Genomic DNA, 19,054 nt, shown 5'->3' with positions numbered 1-19,054 from the left:
AGTAAATTTCTTTCTTAAACTAAAGACATCATTTAATTCACAAACACTATTAACATATTTATAAAATTAAATATATATATTTGACCTTATGGATGACAAGACAATACTTGCTATAACAAAAGCACTATCAAATCCGACACGATTGGAAATACTTAAATGGTTAAAAAAACCAGAAAGTCACTTTCCTCCTCATAAAGATTTAGGTCATTTTAATGACGGAGTTTGCGGTCTGTATATTCAGGAAAAATCCGGATTATCACAGCCTACAATCTCTCATTATTTATCTGTAATGCACAAAGCTGATTTATTGATACTAACCAGACATGGAAAATGGACATATTTCAAAAGAAATGAGGAAAGAATAGCCGCTTATAAAAAGGCAATCGTAAAGAATTTGTAAAAAAAACAATTAAACATATTTAAAAAACTAAATATATAATTATTAAAATTTATAAATAAAATGCATTAATCAACCTATTAAAAAAACAATCCTTATGAAAATACTAGTTATAGGTGCTACAGGAACCATTGGAAAAAGTATACATGAATACCTAAAAGAGAAAAAACATACTGTATACGCAGCTCATCGAAGCAGTACTACATATCCCGTAGATATTAGTGACAAGAACTCTATCGATGCATTATTTTCTCAGCTCCCTCAACTTGATGCGGTTATCAACGCTTCTGGTACAGCTGTCTGGAAACACTTATCCGATTTAAATGAAGAAGATTATATGATTGGGATCAATAGCAAATTACTAGGGCAAATCAATATTGTGCATACCGCAGAAAAGTATTTAAAAAACAAGGGAGCTATTGTATTAACTACTGGTATATTAGGAGATCATTATGAAAAAAACACTGTTGCCTTATCTATGGTTAATGGGGCACTACACAGTTTTGTAAATGCTGCTTCTAACGAAATCTCTAAAAACATTACACTGAATATTGTTGCTCCGGGAGCAATTCAGGGTAATTTCCCAAAAGATAAAAAATTTGCAGATCACTACCCTGTCGCAATTGATGATGTTGTAAAAATATATGAAAAGGCTATTCACACCTCTGAAACAGGTAAAATTTTAAAAATCTATTAATTATGAAAATACCTATTTATCAGGTAGATGCTTTTACTAAAAACGTATTTGGGGGAAATCCTGCCGCTATCTGTCTATTACCACATTGGCTAGATGATAATACCTTACTAAACATCGCTAAAGAGAATAATTTAGCCGAAACTGCTTACCTCGTTCAAAAAGAAGATATATTTGAAATACGATGGTTTATGCCTTATGCAGAAATTGACCTATGTGGTCATGCGACCCTTGCTTCTGCTTATATAATTTTTAACGTAATACAACCTTTACTTCAAGAGGTAACTTTTTCTTCTAAAAGCGGTTTACTCAAGGCAAAAAGAGGGAGTGATAAGACAATAACAATTGACCTCCCATCCAGACCTCCAAAAAAAACACCTATTCCTCGGGAAGTTTCTGATGCCTTTAGAACCAAGCCTCTCGAAGCATTTGCTGCTCGTGATCTTGTGTTAGTTTTTCCTTCTGAACAAGAAATTATTGATGCCGCTCCTCAGTTAGAACCTTTAAAAGACCTCCCTTATTTGTGTACTATCATTACAACCAAGGGAACGAATGTCGATTTTGTATCTCGCGTATTTGACGCGAATGGTCCGAACCCTGAAGATCCTGTAACTGGTTCTGCGCATGCTTCATTAGTACCATTCTGGGCAGAAAGGTTGCAAAAAACTTCTCTGGAAGCACATCAATTATCAGAACGAGGAGGTATTTTGTATTGCGAACTGGTAAAAGACCGGGTATACCTAAGTGGCCATTGTGCACATTATCTTACGGGAACTATTACTATATAATTATATATCAGAATACAGATCCGGAACAAAATGTTTTCGGGTTTGTATTCTAATCTGTAAACAATTGGTTTATTCTGCTTCTTAATTTCCGTTCATAATCCTCTTGCAGCCAATCTCTATAATTCTTCGTGCTTTTACTAATGCAATAAGAGTAACGTCTTACCCGATACTCTATATCCTTATCTAGTAATTTACTTAAAATTCTCGCATCAAAGACATCTTCACTATTCTCTGCACACATCTTAGCATGTTGCTCTATAGACTTATCTAAAACACTTTTACTTCGTAAACCAAATCGTTTTGTCTTGGCATACTCTGATTCAATATCAAATTCAATATCAACCGAGTTTCCAAATTTTTTACGAATCTCTTCAGGAAAAACATATTTAAAATTTCGTTCAATCTCCTCATCCCCTATCAGGTTTTCATAGTAAAAATCAGGAGATCTAAAAATCAATTGCCAATCCACATTGGCATTCCACAGCCCGAATCTTGCTGTATTATTTCCCAAATCAATGATTGTAAACTCTGATTTATCAGTTAATATTCGAGATCCCCGACCAATCATTTGAAAATATAGGGTAAGAGATTTAGTCGCTCTATTGAGGACCACACATTCTACAGATGGCTCATCAAAACCTGTCGTTAATATACTTACAGAAGTCAAAATTGCATTATCTGTGTGTTTAAACCATTTTAGAATGTCCTCTCTCTCCTGTCTTGTATTCGTATTATCTAAATGTCGTATAGGATATCCTGCTCTCAAGAATGTATCATATACGTGAACAGATGTTGTAATTCCATTATTAAAGATCAAAGTCTTTTTACCTTTTGATCGTTCTTCATAGGCCTTTAGCAGTTTATCCTGCATCATCATATTTGTATACAGATCTTCAGAAGACTTTACTGTATAATCCCCATTCATTCCTATTTTTAACGACCCTAAACCAACATCATAGGTATAAGTTACCGGAACGGCAAGAAACCCTTTATCTATAAGCTCCTGGATAGTATCACCTACTATAAGTTCCTGATAATTATCCTTCATCGGAAGCTTCATATTAGAACTTAACGGCGTTGCGGTTACTCCCAGAATAAAACAATTTTCAAAAAACTTAAACAGTTTTCTAAAAGAATTATAATGTGCTTCATCTATAATAACCAGTCCGACATTTTTTAATTCTAATTGTTCTTCATTTAACCGATTATTCAATGTCTCAACCATCGCTACAAAACAGGCATATTCATCCTGGTCGTTTAGCTCCTTGACATTGCTATTGATGATTTTATTATTTACACCAAACTCATTAAGCATCTTAGAAGTCTGACCACATAACTCTATTCTATGTGTAAGAATTACTACTTTTTTCTCAGTTCGTTCTGTATACCGACGCACCATCTCCGAAAATATAACTGTTTTCCCGCCACCAGTGGGTAATTGGTACAGGAGGTTATAATTTTCAGGAAATTCATTAAGACGCTTAAAAATCTTATCTATATCCCGTTGTTGATAGTCGTATAATTCTTTTTTTCGGTTCATTAGATATCACTGGGGTTTCCCCTTTTTGATTCTCATTAAAAATAAGTTACAAAATTAAGGACTTTATAAAGTTATATAAAGGAATTAACTATTTATATTTCGTACTCTTAACGATAATTCTAAAATAATAAGTATCATTACACCTTTATTTTTTATAAACATGTATTCTTAGTATACAATTCGATGGCTAAAAACAATCATGATAAAATTCCTGTTCAGGCTTTATTAGTTCCTAAACCTATCTTATATTTTGGCAAATTTCTTAATAGAGTATCTCCTTTTTTAGCTTCTAGATTTGCCGCTAGATTATTTTTGACTCCTTTTCCTTATAAAATGCCAAATCGGGAAAAGAAAATGGATCAGAACAGCTCGCAACATAAAATAATAATCGAGAGTATTCAAAAAGAAATCAATGTTTATGTATACGGTGCTTCAAAAAAGAAAGTTTTACTAGTTCATGGCTGGTCTGGAAGCGGAACACAATTATCAATTATTGCTGAGCGATTACTACAAAACGGTTATAGTACCGTGAGTTTTGATGCTCCAGCACATGGAAAAGCCAGGGGAAAACGAAGTATGATGCCCTACTTTATAGAAGCTATACACCAACTAGAAAAATCACATGGGCCTTTTCACGCAGCAATTGGGCACTCACTCGGAGGTATGTCCCTTCTAAGAGCATCTAAAGACCGACTTCCAGTAAAGAAGCTTATTATCATTGGAACTGCCAATAGTATTACCGCTATTACAAAAAACTTTGTAAGAAATATGCAATTGGATCAAAAAGTAGCAACAATCATGAAGGCTTACTTTGATAAAAAGTTTGGAGAAGACATGAATAATTATTCAGGAGCAGTATCTGCCAAAGAGGTAAGCATACCCACACTTATTATTCACGATAAAAATGATGTAGATGTTCATTATAGTGCTGCTCATGAAATACATCAAGTATTAAAAGGAAGTCAGTTACTTATCACAGAAAAACTCGGACATCGTAAAATTTTAGGAAATAGCGGCGTTATTGATAAAATAATATCCTTTATAGAGGCGTAATGTTATAGCCGGCACTTCGACTATAACTATATCTAAACTTTAATAAACGATATAATCATATGAACAAACTAGCTTATCTTCTTATTATATGCCTTTCTTTAGGATGCAATGGAAATGCTCAAAAAACAGAAAAAAAAGAGCCACCACGTTATAAAATCAATAAAACAAATGCAGAATGGAAGAAAATATTGACTTCTGAGCAATATTATATCCTGAGACAAGCCGGTACAGAACGTCCTTTCTCCAGCCCATTAAACAAAGTTTATGAAAAAGGTACTTTTCATTGTGCAGCCTGTGACACTCCTCTTTATAAGAGCAAACATAAATTTAATAGTGGTACAGGATGGCCTAGTTTTGATCGTGCAGTAAAAGGCAATATTGCATATAGCTCTGATAATAAAATTGGATACACCCGTATTGAGCTCTTATGTGCTACTTGTGGAGGTCATTTAGGTCATATGTTTAATGATGGTCCCAGAGAAACAACCGGAAAACGACATTGTATTAATGGAGGTGCTTTGCAATTCATCCCTGAAAAAAAAGACCAGTAACAGAAACTAATATTAATACCAGGGCCTATACCTAATAAAAGTAACGATATTCTATGCAAAAAACACATGATTTCCTTTTACATGTGCTTCTAATAATTTGATTACCTCATTTTTGGAACACTTATTGTTTATAGAAAAGTACATTTAAGTTAAAATTCTTTTTTATGAAAAATAGCATACAACTTCTATCCTTATTTTTATTGTTCCTAACCTCTTCATGTGTTATCAATGATGACGATATTCACGATCATGATTTTATAGACAATGATACTATTGGAGCTACTTATGAATTAGAAACTAATTTTTCCGCACAAGAAAATTCTGTTCGTTTTACATTTCCTAATAATATTGTGAAATCTGATGTGGTTCTTGTATATCGTCTGGAGGCACAAGATAACGGGTTGGATGTTTGGGAACCTCTACCTACTGCGACTATATTTTTTGATGATGGTTCTACATTAATTTATCGTTATAATTTTACACTTGGGGATGTAGATATTATACTAGAGAATGATAATATTGATGCGTTATCAGCAGAATACATTAACAGACAAGTGTTTAGAATTGTAGTTGTTCCTGCTAATTTTGCAAATAGTAATTCTGTAAACTTAAAAAACTTACATTCAGTATTATCTGCACTAAAAATCAATGAAAACAACATCTCTAAAGTTTCATTAGATTAATAAAAGCACTAAATAAAAAAACATAAAAACACAAAATTTTAACACTATCTATCAGATAGTGTTATTTTTTTGAAAATATTACTGATACAATCGTATTCACTGCAGGTAGATTTCCCTTTTCGATTCCCTTAATTATCCGTAAATTCGTGTCCGAAAAAAATCGACATTTATGAGCGCATATGATATTATAGTATTAGGAAGCGGACCAGGTGGGTATGTAACAGCAATTCGTGCATCTCAATTGGGGTTTAAAACCGCTATAATTGAAAAAGAAAATCTAGGAGGAGTATGTTTGAACTGGGGATGTATCCCTACAAAAGCTTTGTTAAAAAGTGCACAAGTATTTGATTACTTAAAACACGCTTCTGATTATGGACTTAAAGTAGAAAGCTTTGATAAAGATTTTGATGCTGTCGTAAAACGTAGTCGTAATGTTGCTGGAGGAATGAGCAAAGGAGTTCAGTTCCTTATGAAGAAGAATAAAATTGATGTTATTGAAGGATTTGGGAAACTAAAATCAAATAATACCGTTACTGTTACTGATAAGGATGGTGCTGCTAAAGATTATGAGGCAAAACATATAATCATTGCTACAGGTGCCAGATCCAGAGAATTACCAAACCTCCCACAGGATGGAAAAAAGGTAATTGGATATAGAGAAGCAATGACATTAAAGTCACAGCCGAAAAAAATGATCGTTGTTGGATCAGGAGCTATCGGTGTTGAGTTTGCTCATTTCTACAATGCTATGGGTACAGAAGTAACCATTGTTGAATACCTTCCTCATTTAGTTCCATTAGAAGATGAAGATGTTTCTAAACAATTTGAGCGTAGTTTCAAAAAGTCAGGAATAAAAGTAATGACCAATTCTTCGGTAGAAAGTGTTGATACGAGTGGAGATGGTGTTAAAGCAACAGTAAAAACTAAAAAAGGAGAAGAAATTCTGGAAGCAGATATCGTACTATCTGCAGTAGGAATTAAAACAAACATAGAAAATATCGGATTAGAAGAATTAGGAATTGCTACAGATAGAGATAAAATTGTAGTCAATGACTGGTATCAAACTAATATTCCTGGTATCTATGCAATTGGCGATGTAGTTCCTGGACCTGCATTAGCACATGTCGCTTCTGCAGAAGGAATTACTTGTGTTGAGAAAATTGCAGGAGTTCATACAGAAGCTATCGATTATGGTAATATCCCTGGGTGTACATATGCAAGTCCTGAAATTGCTAGTGTAGGAATGACTGAAAAACAAGCTAAAGAAGCCGGATATGAAATAAAAGTTGGAAAATTTCCGTTCTCTGCCTCAGGAAAAGCAAGTGCTGCAGGAAACAAAGACGGATTTGTGAAAGTTATTTTTGATGCTAAATATGGAGAGTGGCTGGGATGTCATATGATTGGTGCTGGTGTTACCGATATGATTGCAGAAGCTGTTCTCGGTAGAAAACTAGAAACAACTGGACATGAAGTATTAAAAGCGATTCACCCTCACCCTACAATGAGTGAAGCTGTTATGGAAGCTGTCGCTGATGCATATGATGAAGTAATTCATATTTAATATACAAAAACGATATACTAAAAAACTCCTTGATTATTTCTCAAGGAGTTTTTTTATGATGTTTTACTTTATATTTTAAGATAAAAAACTAGTAATCGCTAATTGATAACTCTGCATTCCGAATCCTAAAATAACCCCTTTTGCATTTGGTGATAAATACGATTGATGTCTAAAGGACTCTCTGCCAAATGTATTAGAGATATGAACCTCTACAACAGGCACAGATACTGCCTTCATAGCATCTCCTATACCAATTGAAGTATGTGTGTAAGCCCCGGCATTCAGAATCACTCCGTCATACACCCCATCTGCTTCCTGTATCTTTGTGATAATTTCTCCCTCTATATTTGATTGTTCGTAAAAAAGGGAAACCTGATCATTTTGTTTCTGTAATTTTTCAAAAAAATCTTCAAACGTCTCACTCCCGTATATTCCCGGTTCTCGTTTTCCTAATAAATTTAAATTAGGTCCGTTAAGAATTAATAGTTTCATTTTTATTTATTTTAGGATGGTCATTAATCCCTTATTCCAGATCTCTTCTTCTGTTATTTTTAGTTTTAAACAAATAACCAACCGATAATTGGATAACAGAATTCTTATCATTAGAAGGAGTTACTGATTCCTTATTAATATTAGTCAAACCAAGTACATACCTCCCCTGAAAAAACAAGCCACTTTCTAGTCTGTAAGAAGCCCCTACTCCCCAACTAAAATCAAAAGAATTTACCTGATCAAAAAAATCATTATCTGCATCTTCTGTGGCTGAATTTTTTGCTGTACTCAATAAACTAAACTGAGGACCTGTCTCTAAACTTATATTCTCCGTTATGTAATATTTGGATATGATTGGCAAGCTCAAATAGTTAAGACTTATTTTGTTTTCTACCGTAGCTATATCTACTATCGCTCCCTGTGCTGAATAAAATAATTCTAACTGTGCGAAAAAACGATTCACAATCGGAAATTCTATAACCGCACCAAGATGCATTCGTACTCTTCCCTCGGGATTAGAGATATCTCCTGTAAGATTACTGTAGTTTACTCCTGTTTTAAAACCAGCTCTCGCATATAAAACTTCATCCTCTTCCTGCGATTGACCTCTATTAGCTATTAATAGAAAAAAAACACATAAAGGCAAGATATATTTATTCATTTGATTTCTTTTTATGTACATAACGTAACTATTCGTAACAATTATCTTCATCAAATGTAGCTCTATTTTTTATTTTAAAGTCAATTTTCCTACCTCCTATTTGTATTCAGATATTTTTCAAGGTCAAAATACTATTTTATAGCTGAAATTTTTTAATCTATTTCAAACTGTTATTCTCTGAATTTAAAACATATCTTATTATCTATTGCTCTATAAAAACCTTCTACCTGGAAGAAAATCATATTTATCCTCTTCATTTTTTCAAAAAAACAGTCTCAAAACGCTCTTTTCTTATATTAAAAAAGATACAAAAACTCATTACTTCCTGTTAAAAACAAAAAATAAGAATTAAAAAGAGTTAAATATCCCTCCAATCACAGATTCATTAGGAGCAATACATTTGTATCAGAATCAGAATGTTTAATCCCATACAATAATCTTTATAAACAACTAAAAATGAATAGCTAAAAGAAGCCACTATTTAGAAGCATTACTATCATCTCTTTGGTACTAACTATACTATTCAATACTTCCCCCCTATTCCCAGTACGTAATTTCCTCATTCTAGCAACGCAATCTTCTTTCTAATTTTGACTCATAACTTAAAAACAAACTCATAATGAAAACTCAATTTAGAAAACTAAGTATTGTATCAGTACTTGCTTTTTCAATTTTCAGCTGTGAAAAAGATGCTGAACAAGTAACCATGGACGACAACGGATTAACAACGGTGGTAGGACCAGAACATGCCATATCCGGTAGTTATATTGTGGTCTTCAATACTGATAAATCCTTAAAAGGAAATAAAGCTGCCGTCCAGAATAAGTCAGCAAAGATCATGAACAAGTATGGAATCAAAAGTGAAAATCAGGAATTCACCTATGCAAGTGCATTACAAGGTTTTTCTGTAAAAAACGTATCTGCAAAAAAGGCAGAATTGTTAAAAAATGACCCAGATGTAGCTTACATAGAGCCTAATTATGTTAGCAAATTAGACTACAAAATCCTTGATTCTTCTAATCAACTTCCAGTTACTGAAGAGCAATCAAAAGCAGTTACATATGACAGTGAATTAAATTCTGGTGATTTTTTACCATGGGGAATTAAACGAGTAGGTAGATCAGATGGTCAAGGAAAAACCTGCTGGATCATTGATTCTGGTATTGCTCCTCATTCTGACTTAGACATAGATACACAAAGAAGTAAAACATTCGTATATGGAACCACATGGCAGGATACCGATGGACATGGAACACATGTTGCCGGTACAGTTGCCGCTAAAATGAATGGTAGTGGAGTTGTTGGTGTTGCATATGGAGCTAAAGTAGTAGCTGTCAGAATATTTGACAACAATGGAAATGCTCCCGTTTCTGCTATGATAGCTGGAGCCGATTATGTAGCTAAAAATGCAGAACCAGGCGATACTTGGAATTTCAGTGTAGGATTTAGAAATAGACAAACTGTACGATCTATTGATAACGCTTACAGAGCTCTTGGTAATGCCGTATACGGAGCAATGGCAGCAGGAAACAGCAATGACGATACCCAATACTACTCTCCACAACTGTTACAGACTGAAAGAACATGGGTAGTTGGAAACATGACTAACCAAGATCGTGCAGCAAGAGGTTCTTGCTATGGAGAAAGTGTTGATTGCTGGGCTCCGGGAACTGGAGTATGGTCTACGTGGATAAATGGCGGATACCAAAAAATAAGTGGAACTTCTATGGCTTCTCCTCATGTAGCAGGAATCTTACTTCTTAGAGGAAATAGTATCGGTAGAGACGGTTCTGTTACCAAAGGAGGATACACTGCTCCAATTGCTACAAAATAATCTCATTATATAGTATTATTATATAACGATTTCTCTTATCTTTAAAACTAATAATGAAATAACAAAAAAAGACTCTTTGATTATTCAAAGAGTCTTTTATTTTTCTATCCCTATTCTTATTTTACCTTCTTAGGACTCTCTTTTAGAATTATAAAGTCAATTCTTTTTTAACATAAAGAATCTCTAAATCATCTATTTTGCAGTAAGGTTATCAAAACACCTCAAACTAAATGTTTATTGAACTCATTCTATAGTAACCTCTTACACAAACAAAAACACATTAAATTATTATTATTTACACGCTAAAAACTTTCTTTTTAGATAAAACTCCTATTTATTTTTATAAAAACATTAAAAAAACAACCTGAAAACACTTTTTTTCTATAAAAAAACAATACTTATTTATCTTATTTTTTGTTAAAAACACAAAAAAAGAATTAAAAAGAGTTAAATATTTTACCTACTGCACATTCACTAAGTGCAATTTATTCGCATTAGAATCAGAAATTTGAAACATTTATACGCAATCTCCTAAGTAACTGCAAATCAATAAAACAAAGAAGTTGCAATAAAAAAATCGCTGTTTTTTTTTCCTTTGATTTTTTAGAATATTTAATCCTTCCCCTTACTCTAGTTACGCAATTACCTCATTTTATGAACGATATCTTCTTTCTACTTTTGACTCATAACTTAAAACAAACTCATAATGAAAACTCAATTTAGAAAATTAGGTATTGTATCAGTACTTGCTTTTTCAATTTTCAGCTGTGAAAAAGACGCTGAACACACAGTCATCGACGACAACGGTTTAACAGATCCAACTAACACAGTAGTAGGACCGGAACATGCTATATCCGGTAGTTACATTATCGTCTTCAATGCTGACAAATCCTTAAATGGAAACAAAGCTGCTATCCAGAATAAGTCAGCAAAAATCATGAAGAAGTATGGGATCAAAAGCGAAAATCAGGAATTCACCTATGCAAATGCCGTACAAGGTTTTTCTGTAAAAAACGTATCTGTTAAAAAGGCAGAATTATTAAAGAATGATCCTGATATAGCTTACATCGAACCTAACTATGTTACCAAATTAGATTACAAAATTCTAGATTCTTCTAACCAACTTCCTGTTACTGAAGAGCAATCAAAAGCAGTAACAAACGGTGGGTATCTAAGTTCTGGAGATTATGAACCATGGGGAATTAAACGAGTAGGTAGATCGAATGGTCAAGGAAAAACCTCCTGGATCATTGATTCTGGTATTGCTCCACATAACGACTTAGATATTGACACGAATAGAAGTAGAAGTTTTGTAAGAGGAGAAAACTCTTGGTCAGATCTAAATGGACATGGAACACATGTTGCCGGTACGGTTGCTGCTAAAATGAATGGTCGCGGAGTTGTTGGTGTTGCTCATGGTGCTACTGTTGTAGCTATTAAGGTTCTTGGTGCTAGAGGAACTGGTAGTAACTCTGGTATTCTTGCAGGTGTGGATTACGTAATGAGAAATGCCAGATCTGGTGATACTTGGAATTATAGTATTGGAACTAGATCACGTCATATATCAAGAACCACCGATGATGCTTTCAGAAAATTAGAAAGACAAGCATACGGAGCAATGGCCGCAGGAAATAGTAATGACGATACACAATATTACTCTCCTCAGAACTTACAAACTAGCAGAACATGGGTAGTTGGAAATATGACTAACAGAGATCGTTCTAATTCAGGTTCTTCATATGGTCAAAGTGTTGATTGCTGGGCTCCAGGAACTGGAGTATGGTCTACGTGGATAAATGGCGGATACAAAAAAATAAGCGGAACTTCTATGGCTTCTCCTCATGTAGCAGGAATCTTACTTCTTAGAGGAAATAGTATCGGTAGAGACGGTTCTGTAAGCAAAGGAGGATACACTGCTCCTATCGCAACAAAATAGTAGTTATCTAAATGTTTATTCTTTAATAAGTTGAAAATAAACAAATAGATTCAGAGAGGTTAGGGAAGACTCTAACCTCTTTTTTTTGTTATTGCTAGTAATCTAATTAATGAAACTACTCAAAATAAACTCATAATAATTCTAAGAAATTTAACGAGTATATACATTAGATTGCCAAATAAAATACGGCATAAAATTTTTAAGAAACACAACCCCTTTTATTTTAATAAATGTCACAAAAACAACTAATTAAATATTTAATTTGCATTTTTTTACTCCTCTTTTTAAAAAAAACACATAAAAAAACTAGTTTAAACCAATAAAAAAGCAAGAATAACGTATTTATTTTTTGTTAAACAAAACATAATTTACGTTAAATTTATGTTAAAAACACTGTTGTGTAATTTAACATTTTTTGTTAAAAAAAGGTATTTTTTTCTAAAACTTAAAATGCTGCTAAGTAGTTGTAAATCAATAATGCAAAGAAGTTGCAATTACAATTTAATCACCTTATTATCAGTACCTTTTTTACTTTCCTTCACTAATAATCTTATAGTCATTACGTAATCACCTCATTTTATTAATGGTATCTTATTTCTATTTTTGATACCTAACTTAAATACAAACTCAATAATGAAAACTCATTTTAGAAAATTAGGTATCGCGACGGTACTTGCTTTTTCAATTATCAGTTGTGAAAAAGACATTGAACACACAAACATCGATGAAAACGGTTTAACAGATTCCACGAACACTTTAATAGGTCCTGAACACGCTATATCAGGAAGTTACGTTATCGTATTCAATTCTGAGAAGTCCTTAAAAGGAGATAAAGCTGCTATTCAGAATAAGTCAGCCAAAATTATGAAGAAATATGGAATCAAAAGCGAAAATCAGGAGTTCACCTATGCAGATGTCCTGCAAGGTTTTTCTGTAAAAAACGTATCGGCTAAAAAGGCGGAATTATTAAAAGATGATCCGGATATAGCTTATGTTGAGCCTAACTATGTAACCAAGCTGGACTACAAAGTTCTTGATTCTTCAGAGCAACTTCCTGCTACAGAAGAACAATCAAAAGCTGTAACATATGGAGGGTATCTTAATTCAGGGGATTATCAACCATGGGGGATTAACAGAGTTGGTAGAGCCAATGGTAGAGGAAGAACTTGTTGGATCATCGATACAGGTATTGCTCCACACTCTGACTTAAATATAGATACCAGAAGAAGTAGAACATTTGTATCTGGAACTACCTGGAGAGACACAAATGGTCATGGAACACATGTTGCTGGTACAGTGGCTGCTAAAATGAATGGTAGCGGAGTTGTTGGCGTTGCACATGATGCTACGGTAGTGGCTGTAAGAATCTTTGATAACAGAGGAAGTGCTCCAGTTTCAGCTTCAATTGCTGGAGCGGATTATGTTGCCAGAAATGCTAGACGTGGGGATACCTGGAATTATAGTGTAGGTTTTAGAAATAGACAAATTGTTAGGTCTATTGATAACGCTTTCAGAGCTCTTGGTAATGCTGTATATGGAGCGATGGCTGCCGGAAATAGTAATGATGATACACAATACTACTCTCCACAACTTCTACAAACTCGTGGAACATGGGTAGTTGGAAACATGACCAATAGAGATCGTGCAGCAGGAGGTTCTTGTTATGGAAGAAGTGTAGATTGCTGGGCACCAGGAACAGGAGTATGGTCTACATGGATTAATGGAGGATATAAAAACATTAGCGGAACCTCAATGGCATCTCCACACGTTGCCGGAATTTTACTTCTTAGAGGAAATAGTATCGGTAGAGACGGTTCTGTTAGAAAAGGAGGATATACTGCGCCAATCGCAACAAGATAGTAGTTATCTACATGTTTATTCTTTAATAAGTTGAAATAAACAGATAGATTTTAGAGACTGGGAACCCCCCAGTCTCTTTTTAGCAACTAACTACATCAAAATAAACTCTTTTAAACATTAATAGATATATTAATTATAATCAAGTAATTTCCTTTGATTAAAACTTATATCCTACAGAGAATTGAAAAGTTTCATTTTGACTTTTTTCTCCTATTCCACTATCATCATTAATATTCGATAAACCAATAGTATATAATACATCAAAGAAAATTTCGGATTCTGGTTGATATCTCAAACCTAAATTAACCTCAAAAGAATACTGACTCTTGTTTTAATATTGTCTGTATAATCATCATGTATACTCGATAAATTCAATCCTGTTTTAACCCCAAAGCACCCCCTGTCTTCTTGCGCATTCATGGTTGTGATTCCTACAATTAACATAGCTTCTAAAATCACTTTTGAAATCATTTTCAATAAAATTTTAATAGTTGTTTTGCTACAAACCTATTTTATTAAAAATGATAAAAAATTGTACCTACAGAAATTCGAAAACATCGCAACAAATCTTAAAAAAAACTTAATTTTTATAAATTCTTCAAAATCAAAAAAATTACACCTTTCCTCTAAAATGCAGTTTCTTTAACAAATGCGAAAAACCATAGTAATATTAACAAAAAAGCAATTTTATATTAAAAAAAAGACATCAAAATCTTCATCTTTTTAAAAGAAATCCAACTGTGTTAAAATGGGAATTTTAGACTTTTTTTCACATTTTAATTCTTCTGGAATCCCTAGCTTCGATTTGTAAATTATAAACTTTATTATTACTTATTATGAAAAAATTAATGTTCACTGCACTAGCAGTTTTAGCATTTACATTTGCGAATGCTCAGGAAGAAGGATTTACTAAAGGGAGTAGCTTCGTATCAGGGTCTTTCGGATTTAATTCTGAATCTACTGGAGATGTAAAAGACAACTCTTTTAACTTTTCTCCAAGAGCTGCATACTTTCTTACAGAAAATATTGCCGCAGGAGCAAAATTAGGATTCACTTCTAGAAAACAGGAAAATGGTAATGATCCTGAAATCAAAACTAACGAATTCACTATTGGTGCATTTGGACGTTATTACTTTACTCCTGCTACAAAATTCTCTGTTTTTGCGGAATTAGGATTAGACTATAACACTAGAAAAGTAGAAGTAGGAAATGGAGATACTAAATTTAACGGATTTGGAATTGGATTTGCTCCAGGAGTAAACTATTTCTTAAACAAAAACTTCGCTATCGAGGCTACATGGGGTGCATTAAACTACCGTACATTTAAGCAAGATGTAAGTGGAGCAGAATCTACTGATAATTTTAATATTGGTGTTAACCTTGATGATATCAATTTTGGTCTTGTATACAAGTTCTAATAGTACATCACTATAGTAATAGAAAAAACCACCTTAGTTAAGGTGGTTTTTCTTTTATATATTAGTCCGATGAAATGGGAACATGCGATCAAAGATTATACATATTATCTAAAAATAGAAAGAGGATTATCCGAAAACTCAATTCATAGTTACTCCCTGGACATAAAAAAACTGCTTATCTTTTTAGAAAACAGAAAGCTACAAGTAAGTCCAATCACTATTGAAAAAGAAATTCTCCAGCAGTTTATCTATGAAATTGCCAAAATCCTAAATGAGAGGTCTCAATCCAGAGTCATATCAGGTCTCAAAAGCTTTTTTAATTATTTAGTTTTTGAAGAATACCGGGAGACAAACCCAATGGAATTAATCGAAGCCCCTAAAATAGGACGAAAACTTCCAGACACCTTATCTGTAGAAGAAATAGACATGCTGATAAACGCAATCGACTTAAGCATTGCAGAAGGAGAGCGAAACAGAGCAATTATAGAAACACTGTATGGTTGTGGATTGCGAGTTAGCGAATTAACAAACCTAAAGTTATCCAATTTATTTTTTGAAGAAGGTTATATCAGTGTTATTGGTAAAGGAAACAAGCAACGGTTTATCCCTATTGGGGAGACTACTCAAAAATTTATAACCATCTACAAGAATGAATCAAGAGTGCATCTTCCAATACAAAAAGGTCATGAAGACATTTTGTTTTTAAATAGAAGAGGTCGGCAATTAACCCGGGCTATGATCTTTACAATTGTCAAACGTCTGGCAGAGAAAACGTCGCTTCAGAAAAGTATTAGCCCACATACATTTCGTCATTCATTTGCTACCCATCTGTTGGAAAACGGAGCTGACCTTAGAGCTATCCAGTTAATGTTAGGGCATGAAAGTATCACTACTACTGAGATTTACATGCACATGGATCGTACTCACCTCACAGAAATCATAAACACCTATCATCCCAGAAGATAAAAAAGATCACTCTATTAATACAAGAGTGATCTTTTTCTAAACTATTTTTGAAAGTATTAATTATCGGGTAACTCTTCCCGTAGGCACCGCATTATTTGAAGACATCTGCACAGGATTATTTGATCCTACAGTAAGTCCAGCAGTTCCACTTAGTGGTTTTATAAAGAATGGTTTCGGATCATTATCTTCATAAGGTTCGACTGTTATATATACTTTTTTTCCTACTACAGAAGCTGGGAAAATAATTCCTGTCAATGGAATCTGACTTGGTTTCACTAGGAAATCTTCTCCCGGAAAAGTTGGAACTGTCCCCCCTGATCCTTTAAAAAAATTAGCATCATCGGTAACATCTACTTTGGAAAAGGTCCCTGTAGAAACTGTTACATTATCAAATGCAACCCAACCTTCATATCGCCATCCTTCTCCTAATTCTGGTAATACCAATCCAGCTCCCGAACCTTTCATAAACCAAATCCCAAATTCCTGATTTGATGGATCAGTATCTGTTGGGGTATCCAAAAAGAATTCTCCAGATGTATTTGATAAATTCCCTACAACGGAGTTAAAGTCTAATTGTGCTGAATTTCCAGAAAAAGTTCCTTTTAATATTTTAGCCTTCGACGGAGTATTATCCGAATCCCCTACTGGCTCGATTGTTATAGAAAATTCAGTAGCTTTTTCCAGGTCTGAAGCCAAGAGCGTAAACGTCTTTTTTCCAGCAGGATCTGTAAATTTTTCTGTAGGAACCACTTTTCCTTCTACTACCAGCCATCCTTGATAAGAAGTACCTCCTGTCAATGCTTCTAATCCAATAGTATCCAGTGTCAAAGTAGCGGTTGGCGGTGCACTATCATCATCACCAGAACATGCTACTACAGCCCCTGCTAATAAGGCAAGAGTAATTGATTTGATTTTTTGTATCATCCTTTTCGCTTTTTTTATCACTTTCAAAGTTATAAATATTGTTCTTCTTTATAACATTATTGAAATCTTAAAATTGTATTTATTAACATAATTCTTTATTAAAACCACTCTTTTTAAGTCTGCGCTTGTTGTTGTGGTTGAGGAGGTGCCTTAAAAAGCTCTATAAACGAATGTCCTATATGTTCTATAATATCACCTGCAATTAATCCTTGGTACCCTCTCTGTTGCAATGCAATATCTCCTGCACTTCCGTGAAGGTACACTCCAAAGACTGCTGCCGTAACCGGATCATATCCTTGAGAAATCATCCCGGTAATAACTCCTGTCAACACATCTCCTGATCCTGCAGTAGCCATTCCTGGATTACCCGAAGTATTAACATACAAATCTTCTTTATAAACGGTAATTGTGTTCGCTCCTTTTATTACTACAACACAGTCGTATTTACTCGAAAATTCTTTGGTCTTTTCTAGTTTTTCAAAGTCATCTTTCCAGGTTCCTATAAGATGTTGTAGCTCTTTGGGATGAGGAGTAAAAACCGTTTTAGGAGGTATATTTTCTAATAGTTCAGGAGCAATTCCTATCATATTTATAGCATCCGCATCAATTACCAAAGGATTTTTATTTGATCCCAGGAAATCTGCAAAAGCAGCAATTGTTTTCTCGGCTGTCCCCATTCCTACTCCAATACCAATTGCATTATAGTGTTTTTCTAACGTAATCTTTGTCAGATAATCGTCTTCTTCATCGGTAATAACCATTGCTTCCGGAATTGCAGTTTGCAGACTATCATATCCGCATTCCGGCAGATATGCAGTTACCAGACCAGCTCCTGATCGTAAACATGCTTTGGTTGCTAACTGAACACTACCTATTTTTCCATAAGATCCTCCGATCAATAAAGAATGACCGTAAGATCCTTTATGAGCAAACTTATGTCTAGGTCTGTACAATGCTAACACTTCATTTTTACTAATTAACTCAGCAACTCCCGGAGTACTCATAATAAAATTTCTATCCAAACCTATATCTATCACCTCTAATTCTTGAGTATACTGTCCGGTCTCTGGCAGGAAGAAGACTAATTTTGGTAATTGAAAAGTTACCGTTACCGATGCATAAATCACTCCTTCTCTATCATCAGGTGCTTTATTAGAATACAAGCCCGAAGGGACATCTACTGATAATGTAAAACATCTGGAGTTATTAATATGCTTGATCAAAGAGGTTACCCAGGGAACAATCGGTCTATTCAATCCTATCCCAAAAATGGCATCTATGACCATATCTTCTTTTCTGATTTCAGGAAAATCTTCTTCGCATTTTAACTGAGTAGGCCATTCCTTTGATACACTTTTGAGACGATCGTATTTTTCCAAAAATAATGCAGATCGGTTATCACTAAAATTAACTATATATGTTTTAACATGATACCCGTGCTCTTGTAACAATCTGGAGATTACCAAACCATCTCCTCCATTATTTCCTAACCCGCAAAATACATGAATAGGTATAGGAGCCCCCTGTAATCGCTGATGTAACAAATTAAAAATTTGTGTCGCTGCATGTTCCATTAATTGAGACGAACTAATCTGATGTGTCTGCATCGTAGCTTCGTCTGCTTTTCTCATTTGTTCTGGAGAGTATATCTTCATCCTAATTATTATGTTATTTTTTACTCACTGATATGATCAAT

Annotated in this window: 18 protein-coding genes; 12 read left to right on the top strand and 6 right to left on the bottom strand. The window is 34.0% G+C overall.

Annotated elements, in window-relative coordinates:
- Nucleotides 1–88: 88 nt before the first annotated feature.
- The 3 genes from HN014_RS17205 (at nt 89) to HN014_RS17195 (ending at nt 1,879) form a co-directional block, all read left to right on the top strand.
- A complete protein-coding gene (locus HN014_RS17205) occupies nt 89–400 on the top strand; it encodes a helix-turn-helix transcriptional regulator (RefSeq protein WP_176030085.1) in 312 nt (103 codons plus the stop codon).
- Between the two features lie 94 nt (nt 401–494).
- The gene (locus HN014_RS17200; RefSeq protein WP_176030084.1) at nt 495–1,094 is read left to right on the top strand and encodes a short chain dehydrogenase; all 600 of its coding nucleotides are present in this window, start codon (nt 495–497) and stop codon (nt 1,092–1,094) included.
- Between the two features lie 2 nt (nt 1,095–1,096).
- The gene (locus HN014_RS17195; protein ID WP_176030083.1) at nt 1,097–1,879 is read left to right on the top strand and encodes a PhzF family phenazine biosynthesis protein; all 783 of its coding nucleotides are present in this window, start codon (nt 1,097–1,099) and stop codon (nt 1,877–1,879) included.
- Nucleotides 1,880–1,928: 49 nt separating this feature from the next.
- On the opposite strand, the gene HN014_RS17190 is transcribed toward HN014_RS17195, so the two are convergent.
- Entirely contained in the window at nt 1,929–3,419 is a 1,491-nt protein-coding gene (locus tag HN014_RS17190) for a DEAD/DEAH box helicase (protein WP_176030082.1), read from the bottom strand.
- Between the two features lie 183 nt (nt 3,420–3,602).
- On the opposite strand from HN014_RS17190, the gene HN014_RS17185 reads away from it, so the two are divergent.
- From HN014_RS17185 to lpdA, 4 genes are all read left to right on the top strand, one after another.
- On the top strand, nt 3,603–4,472 hold the full coding sequence (locus HN014_RS17185) for an alpha/beta fold hydrolase (RefSeq protein WP_176030081.1): 870 nt from the start codon (nt 3,603–3,605) through the stop codon (nt 4,470–4,472).
- 59 nt (nt 4,473–4,531) lie between these two features.
- Nucleotides 4,532–5,023 (top strand): peptide-methionine (R)-S-oxide reductase MsrB, encoded by a 492-nt coding sequence (gene msrB / locus HN014_RS17180; protein WP_176030080.1) that lies wholly within the window; start codon nt 4,532–4,534, stop codon nt 5,021–5,023.
- A 164-nt stretch (nt 5,024–5,187) separates the two neighbouring features.
- On the top strand, nt 5,188–5,706 hold the full coding sequence (locus tag HN014_RS17175) for a hypothetical protein (protein ID WP_176030079.1): 519 nt from the start codon (nt 5,188–5,190) through the stop codon (nt 5,704–5,706).
- Between the two features lie 169 nt (nt 5,707–5,875).
- On the top strand, nt 5,876–7,267 hold the full coding sequence (lpdA, locus tag HN014_RS17170; RefSeq protein ID WP_176030078.1) for a dihydrolipoyl dehydrogenase: 1,392 nt from the start codon (nt 5,876–5,878) through the stop codon (nt 7,265–7,267).
- A 75-nt stretch (nt 7,268–7,342) separates the two neighbouring features.
- On the opposite strand, the gene aroQ is transcribed toward lpdA, so the two are convergent.
- Both aroQ and HN014_RS17160 read right to left on the bottom strand, forming a co-directional pair.
- Nucleotides 7,343–7,759, bottom strand: a complete 417-nt coding sequence (gene aroQ, locus HN014_RS17165) for a type II 3-dehydroquinate dehydratase (RefSeq protein ID WP_176030077.1) — start codon at nt 7,757–7,759, stop codon at nt 7,343–7,345.
- Between the two features lie 31 nt (nt 7,760–7,790).
- Nucleotides 7,791–8,420 (bottom strand): porin family protein, encoded by a 630-nt coding sequence (locus HN014_RS17160; RefSeq protein ID WP_176030076.1) that lies wholly within the window; start codon nt 8,418–8,420, stop codon nt 7,791–7,793.
- Nucleotides 8,421–9,039: 619 nt separating this feature from the next.
- On the opposite strand from HN014_RS17160, the gene HN014_RS17155 reads away from it, so the two are divergent.
- The 3 genes from HN014_RS17155 (at nt 9,040) to HN014_RS17145 (ending at nt 14,050) form a co-directional block, all read left to right on the top strand.
- Nucleotides 9,040–10,254 (top strand): S8 family serine peptidase, encoded by a 1,215-nt coding sequence (locus HN014_RS17155; RefSeq protein WP_176030075.1) that lies wholly within the window; start codon nt 9,040–9,042, stop codon nt 10,252–10,254.
- Nucleotides 10,255–10,960: 706 nt separating this feature from the next.
- Nucleotides 10,961–12,190, top strand: coding sequence for a S8 family serine peptidase (locus HN014_RS17150; protein ID WP_176030074.1), 1,230 nt, complete (start codon nt 10,961–10,963; stop codon nt 12,188–12,190).
- Between the two features lie 633 nt (nt 12,191–12,823).
- A complete protein-coding gene (locus HN014_RS17145; protein ID WP_176030073.1) occupies nt 12,824–14,050 on the top strand; it encodes a S8 family serine peptidase in 1,227 nt (408 codons plus the stop codon).
- 297 nt (nt 14,051–14,347) lie between these two features.
- Here the strand turns inward: HN014_RS17145 and HN014_RS17140 are convergent, their stop codons facing one another.
- A complete protein-coding gene (locus HN014_RS17140; RefSeq protein ID WP_176030072.1) occupies nt 14,348–14,521 on the bottom strand; it encodes a hypothetical protein in 174 nt (57 codons plus the stop codon).
- A gap of 365 nt (nt 14,522–14,886) precedes the next feature.
- On the opposite strand from HN014_RS17140, the gene HN014_RS17135 reads away from it, so the two are divergent.
- Together HN014_RS17135 and HN014_RS17130 are read left to right on the top strand one after the other, a co-directional pair.
- Entirely contained in the window at nt 14,887–15,468 is a 582-nt protein-coding gene (locus HN014_RS17135) for a porin family protein (protein WP_176030071.1), read from the top strand.
- Nucleotides 15,469–15,537: 69 nt separating this feature from the next.
- Nucleotides 15,538–16,434 (top strand): site-specific tyrosine recombinase, encoded by an 897-nt coding sequence (locus HN014_RS17130; protein ID WP_176030070.1) that lies wholly within the window; start codon nt 15,538–15,540, stop codon nt 16,432–16,434.
- A gap of 60 nt (nt 16,435–16,494) precedes the next feature.
- Here the strand turns inward: HN014_RS17130 and HN014_RS17125 are convergent, their stop codons facing one another.
- On the bottom strand, nt 16,495–17,358 hold the full coding sequence (locus tag HN014_RS17125; RefSeq protein ID WP_176030069.1) for an anti-sigma factor: 864 nt from the start codon (nt 17,356–17,358) through the stop codon (nt 16,495–16,497).
- Nucleotides 17,359–17,471: 113 nt separating this feature from the next.
- Nucleotides 17,472–19,013, bottom strand: a complete 1,542-nt coding sequence (locus HN014_RS17120) for an NAD(P)H-hydrate dehydratase (RefSeq protein ID WP_176030068.1) — start codon at nt 19,011–19,013, stop codon at nt 17,472–17,474.
- Between the last annotated feature and the right edge of the window lie 41 nt (nt 19,014–19,054).

The organism is Aquimarina sp. TRL1 (assembly GCF_013365535.1).
GTDB lineage: Bacteria > Bacteroidota > Bacteroidia > Flavobacteriales > Flavobacteriaceae > Aquimarina > Aquimarina hainanensis.
The sequence above is the reverse complement of the archived record's forward strand: the minus strand, read 5'-3'. Positions and strand labels throughout refer to the sequence as shown.

Bases quoted from the DNA above. Each gene is read 5' to 3' on its own strand.
- HN014_RS17205 (WP_176030085.1), top strand. From the start codon at position 89: ATGGATGACAAGACAATACTTGCTATAACAAAAGCACTATCAAATCCG.
- HN014_RS17200 (WP_176030084.1), top strand. From the start codon at position 495: ATGAAAATACTAGTTATAGGTGCTACAGGAACCATTGGAAAAAGTATA.
- HN014_RS17195 (WP_176030083.1), top strand. From the start codon at position 1,097: ATGAAAATACCTATTTATCAGGTAGATGCTTTTACTAAAAACGTATTT.
- HN014_RS17190 (WP_176030082.1), bottom strand. From the start codon at position 3,419: ATGAACCGAAAAAAAGAATTATACGACTATCAACAACGGGATATAGAT.
- HN014_RS17185 (WP_176030081.1), top strand. From the start codon at position 3,603: ATGGCTAAAAACAATCATGATAAAATTCCTGTTCAGGCTTTATTAGTT.
- msrB (WP_176030080.1), top strand. From the start codon at position 4,532: ATGAACAAACTAGCTTATCTTCTTATTATATGCCTTTCTTTAGGATGC.
- HN014_RS17175 (WP_176030079.1), top strand. From the start codon at position 5,188: ATGAAAAATAGCATACAACTTCTATCCTTATTTTTATTGTTCCTAACC.
- lpdA (WP_176030078.1), top strand. From the start codon at position 5,876: ATGAGCGCATATGATATTATAGTATTAGGAAGCGGACCAGGTGGGTAT.
- aroQ (WP_176030077.1), bottom strand. From the start codon at position 7,759: ATGAAACTATTAATTCTTAACGGACCTAATTTAAATTTATTAGGAAAA.
- HN014_RS17160 (WP_176030076.1), bottom strand. From the start codon at position 8,420: ATGAATAAATATATCTTGCCTTTATGTGTTTTTTTTCTATTAATAGCT.
- HN014_RS17155 (WP_176030075.1), top strand. From the start codon at position 9,040: ATGAAAACTCAATTTAGAAAACTAAGTATTGTATCAGTACTTGCTTTT.
- HN014_RS17150 (WP_176030074.1), top strand. From the start codon at position 10,961: ATGAAAACTCAATTTAGAAAATTAGGTATTGTATCAGTACTTGCTTTT.
- HN014_RS17145 (WP_176030073.1), top strand. From the start codon at position 12,824: ATGAAAACTCATTTTAGAAAATTAGGTATCGCGACGGTACTTGCTTTT.
- HN014_RS17140 (WP_176030072.1), bottom strand. From the start codon at position 14,521: ATGATTTCAAAAGTGATTTTAGAAGCTATGTTAATTGTAGGAATCACA.
- HN014_RS17135 (WP_176030071.1), top strand. From the start codon at position 14,887: ATGAAAAAATTAATGTTCACTGCACTAGCAGTTTTAGCATTTACATTT.
- HN014_RS17130 (WP_176030070.1), top strand. From the start codon at position 15,538: ATGAAATGGGAACATGCGATCAAAGATTATACATATTATCTAAAAATA.
- HN014_RS17125 (WP_176030069.1), bottom strand. From the start codon at position 17,358: ATGATACAAAAAATCAAATCAATTACTCTTGCCTTATTAGCAGGGGCT.
- HN014_RS17120 (WP_176030068.1), bottom strand. From the start codon at position 19,013: ATGAAGATATACTCTCCAGAACAAATGAGAAAAGCAGACGAAGCTACG.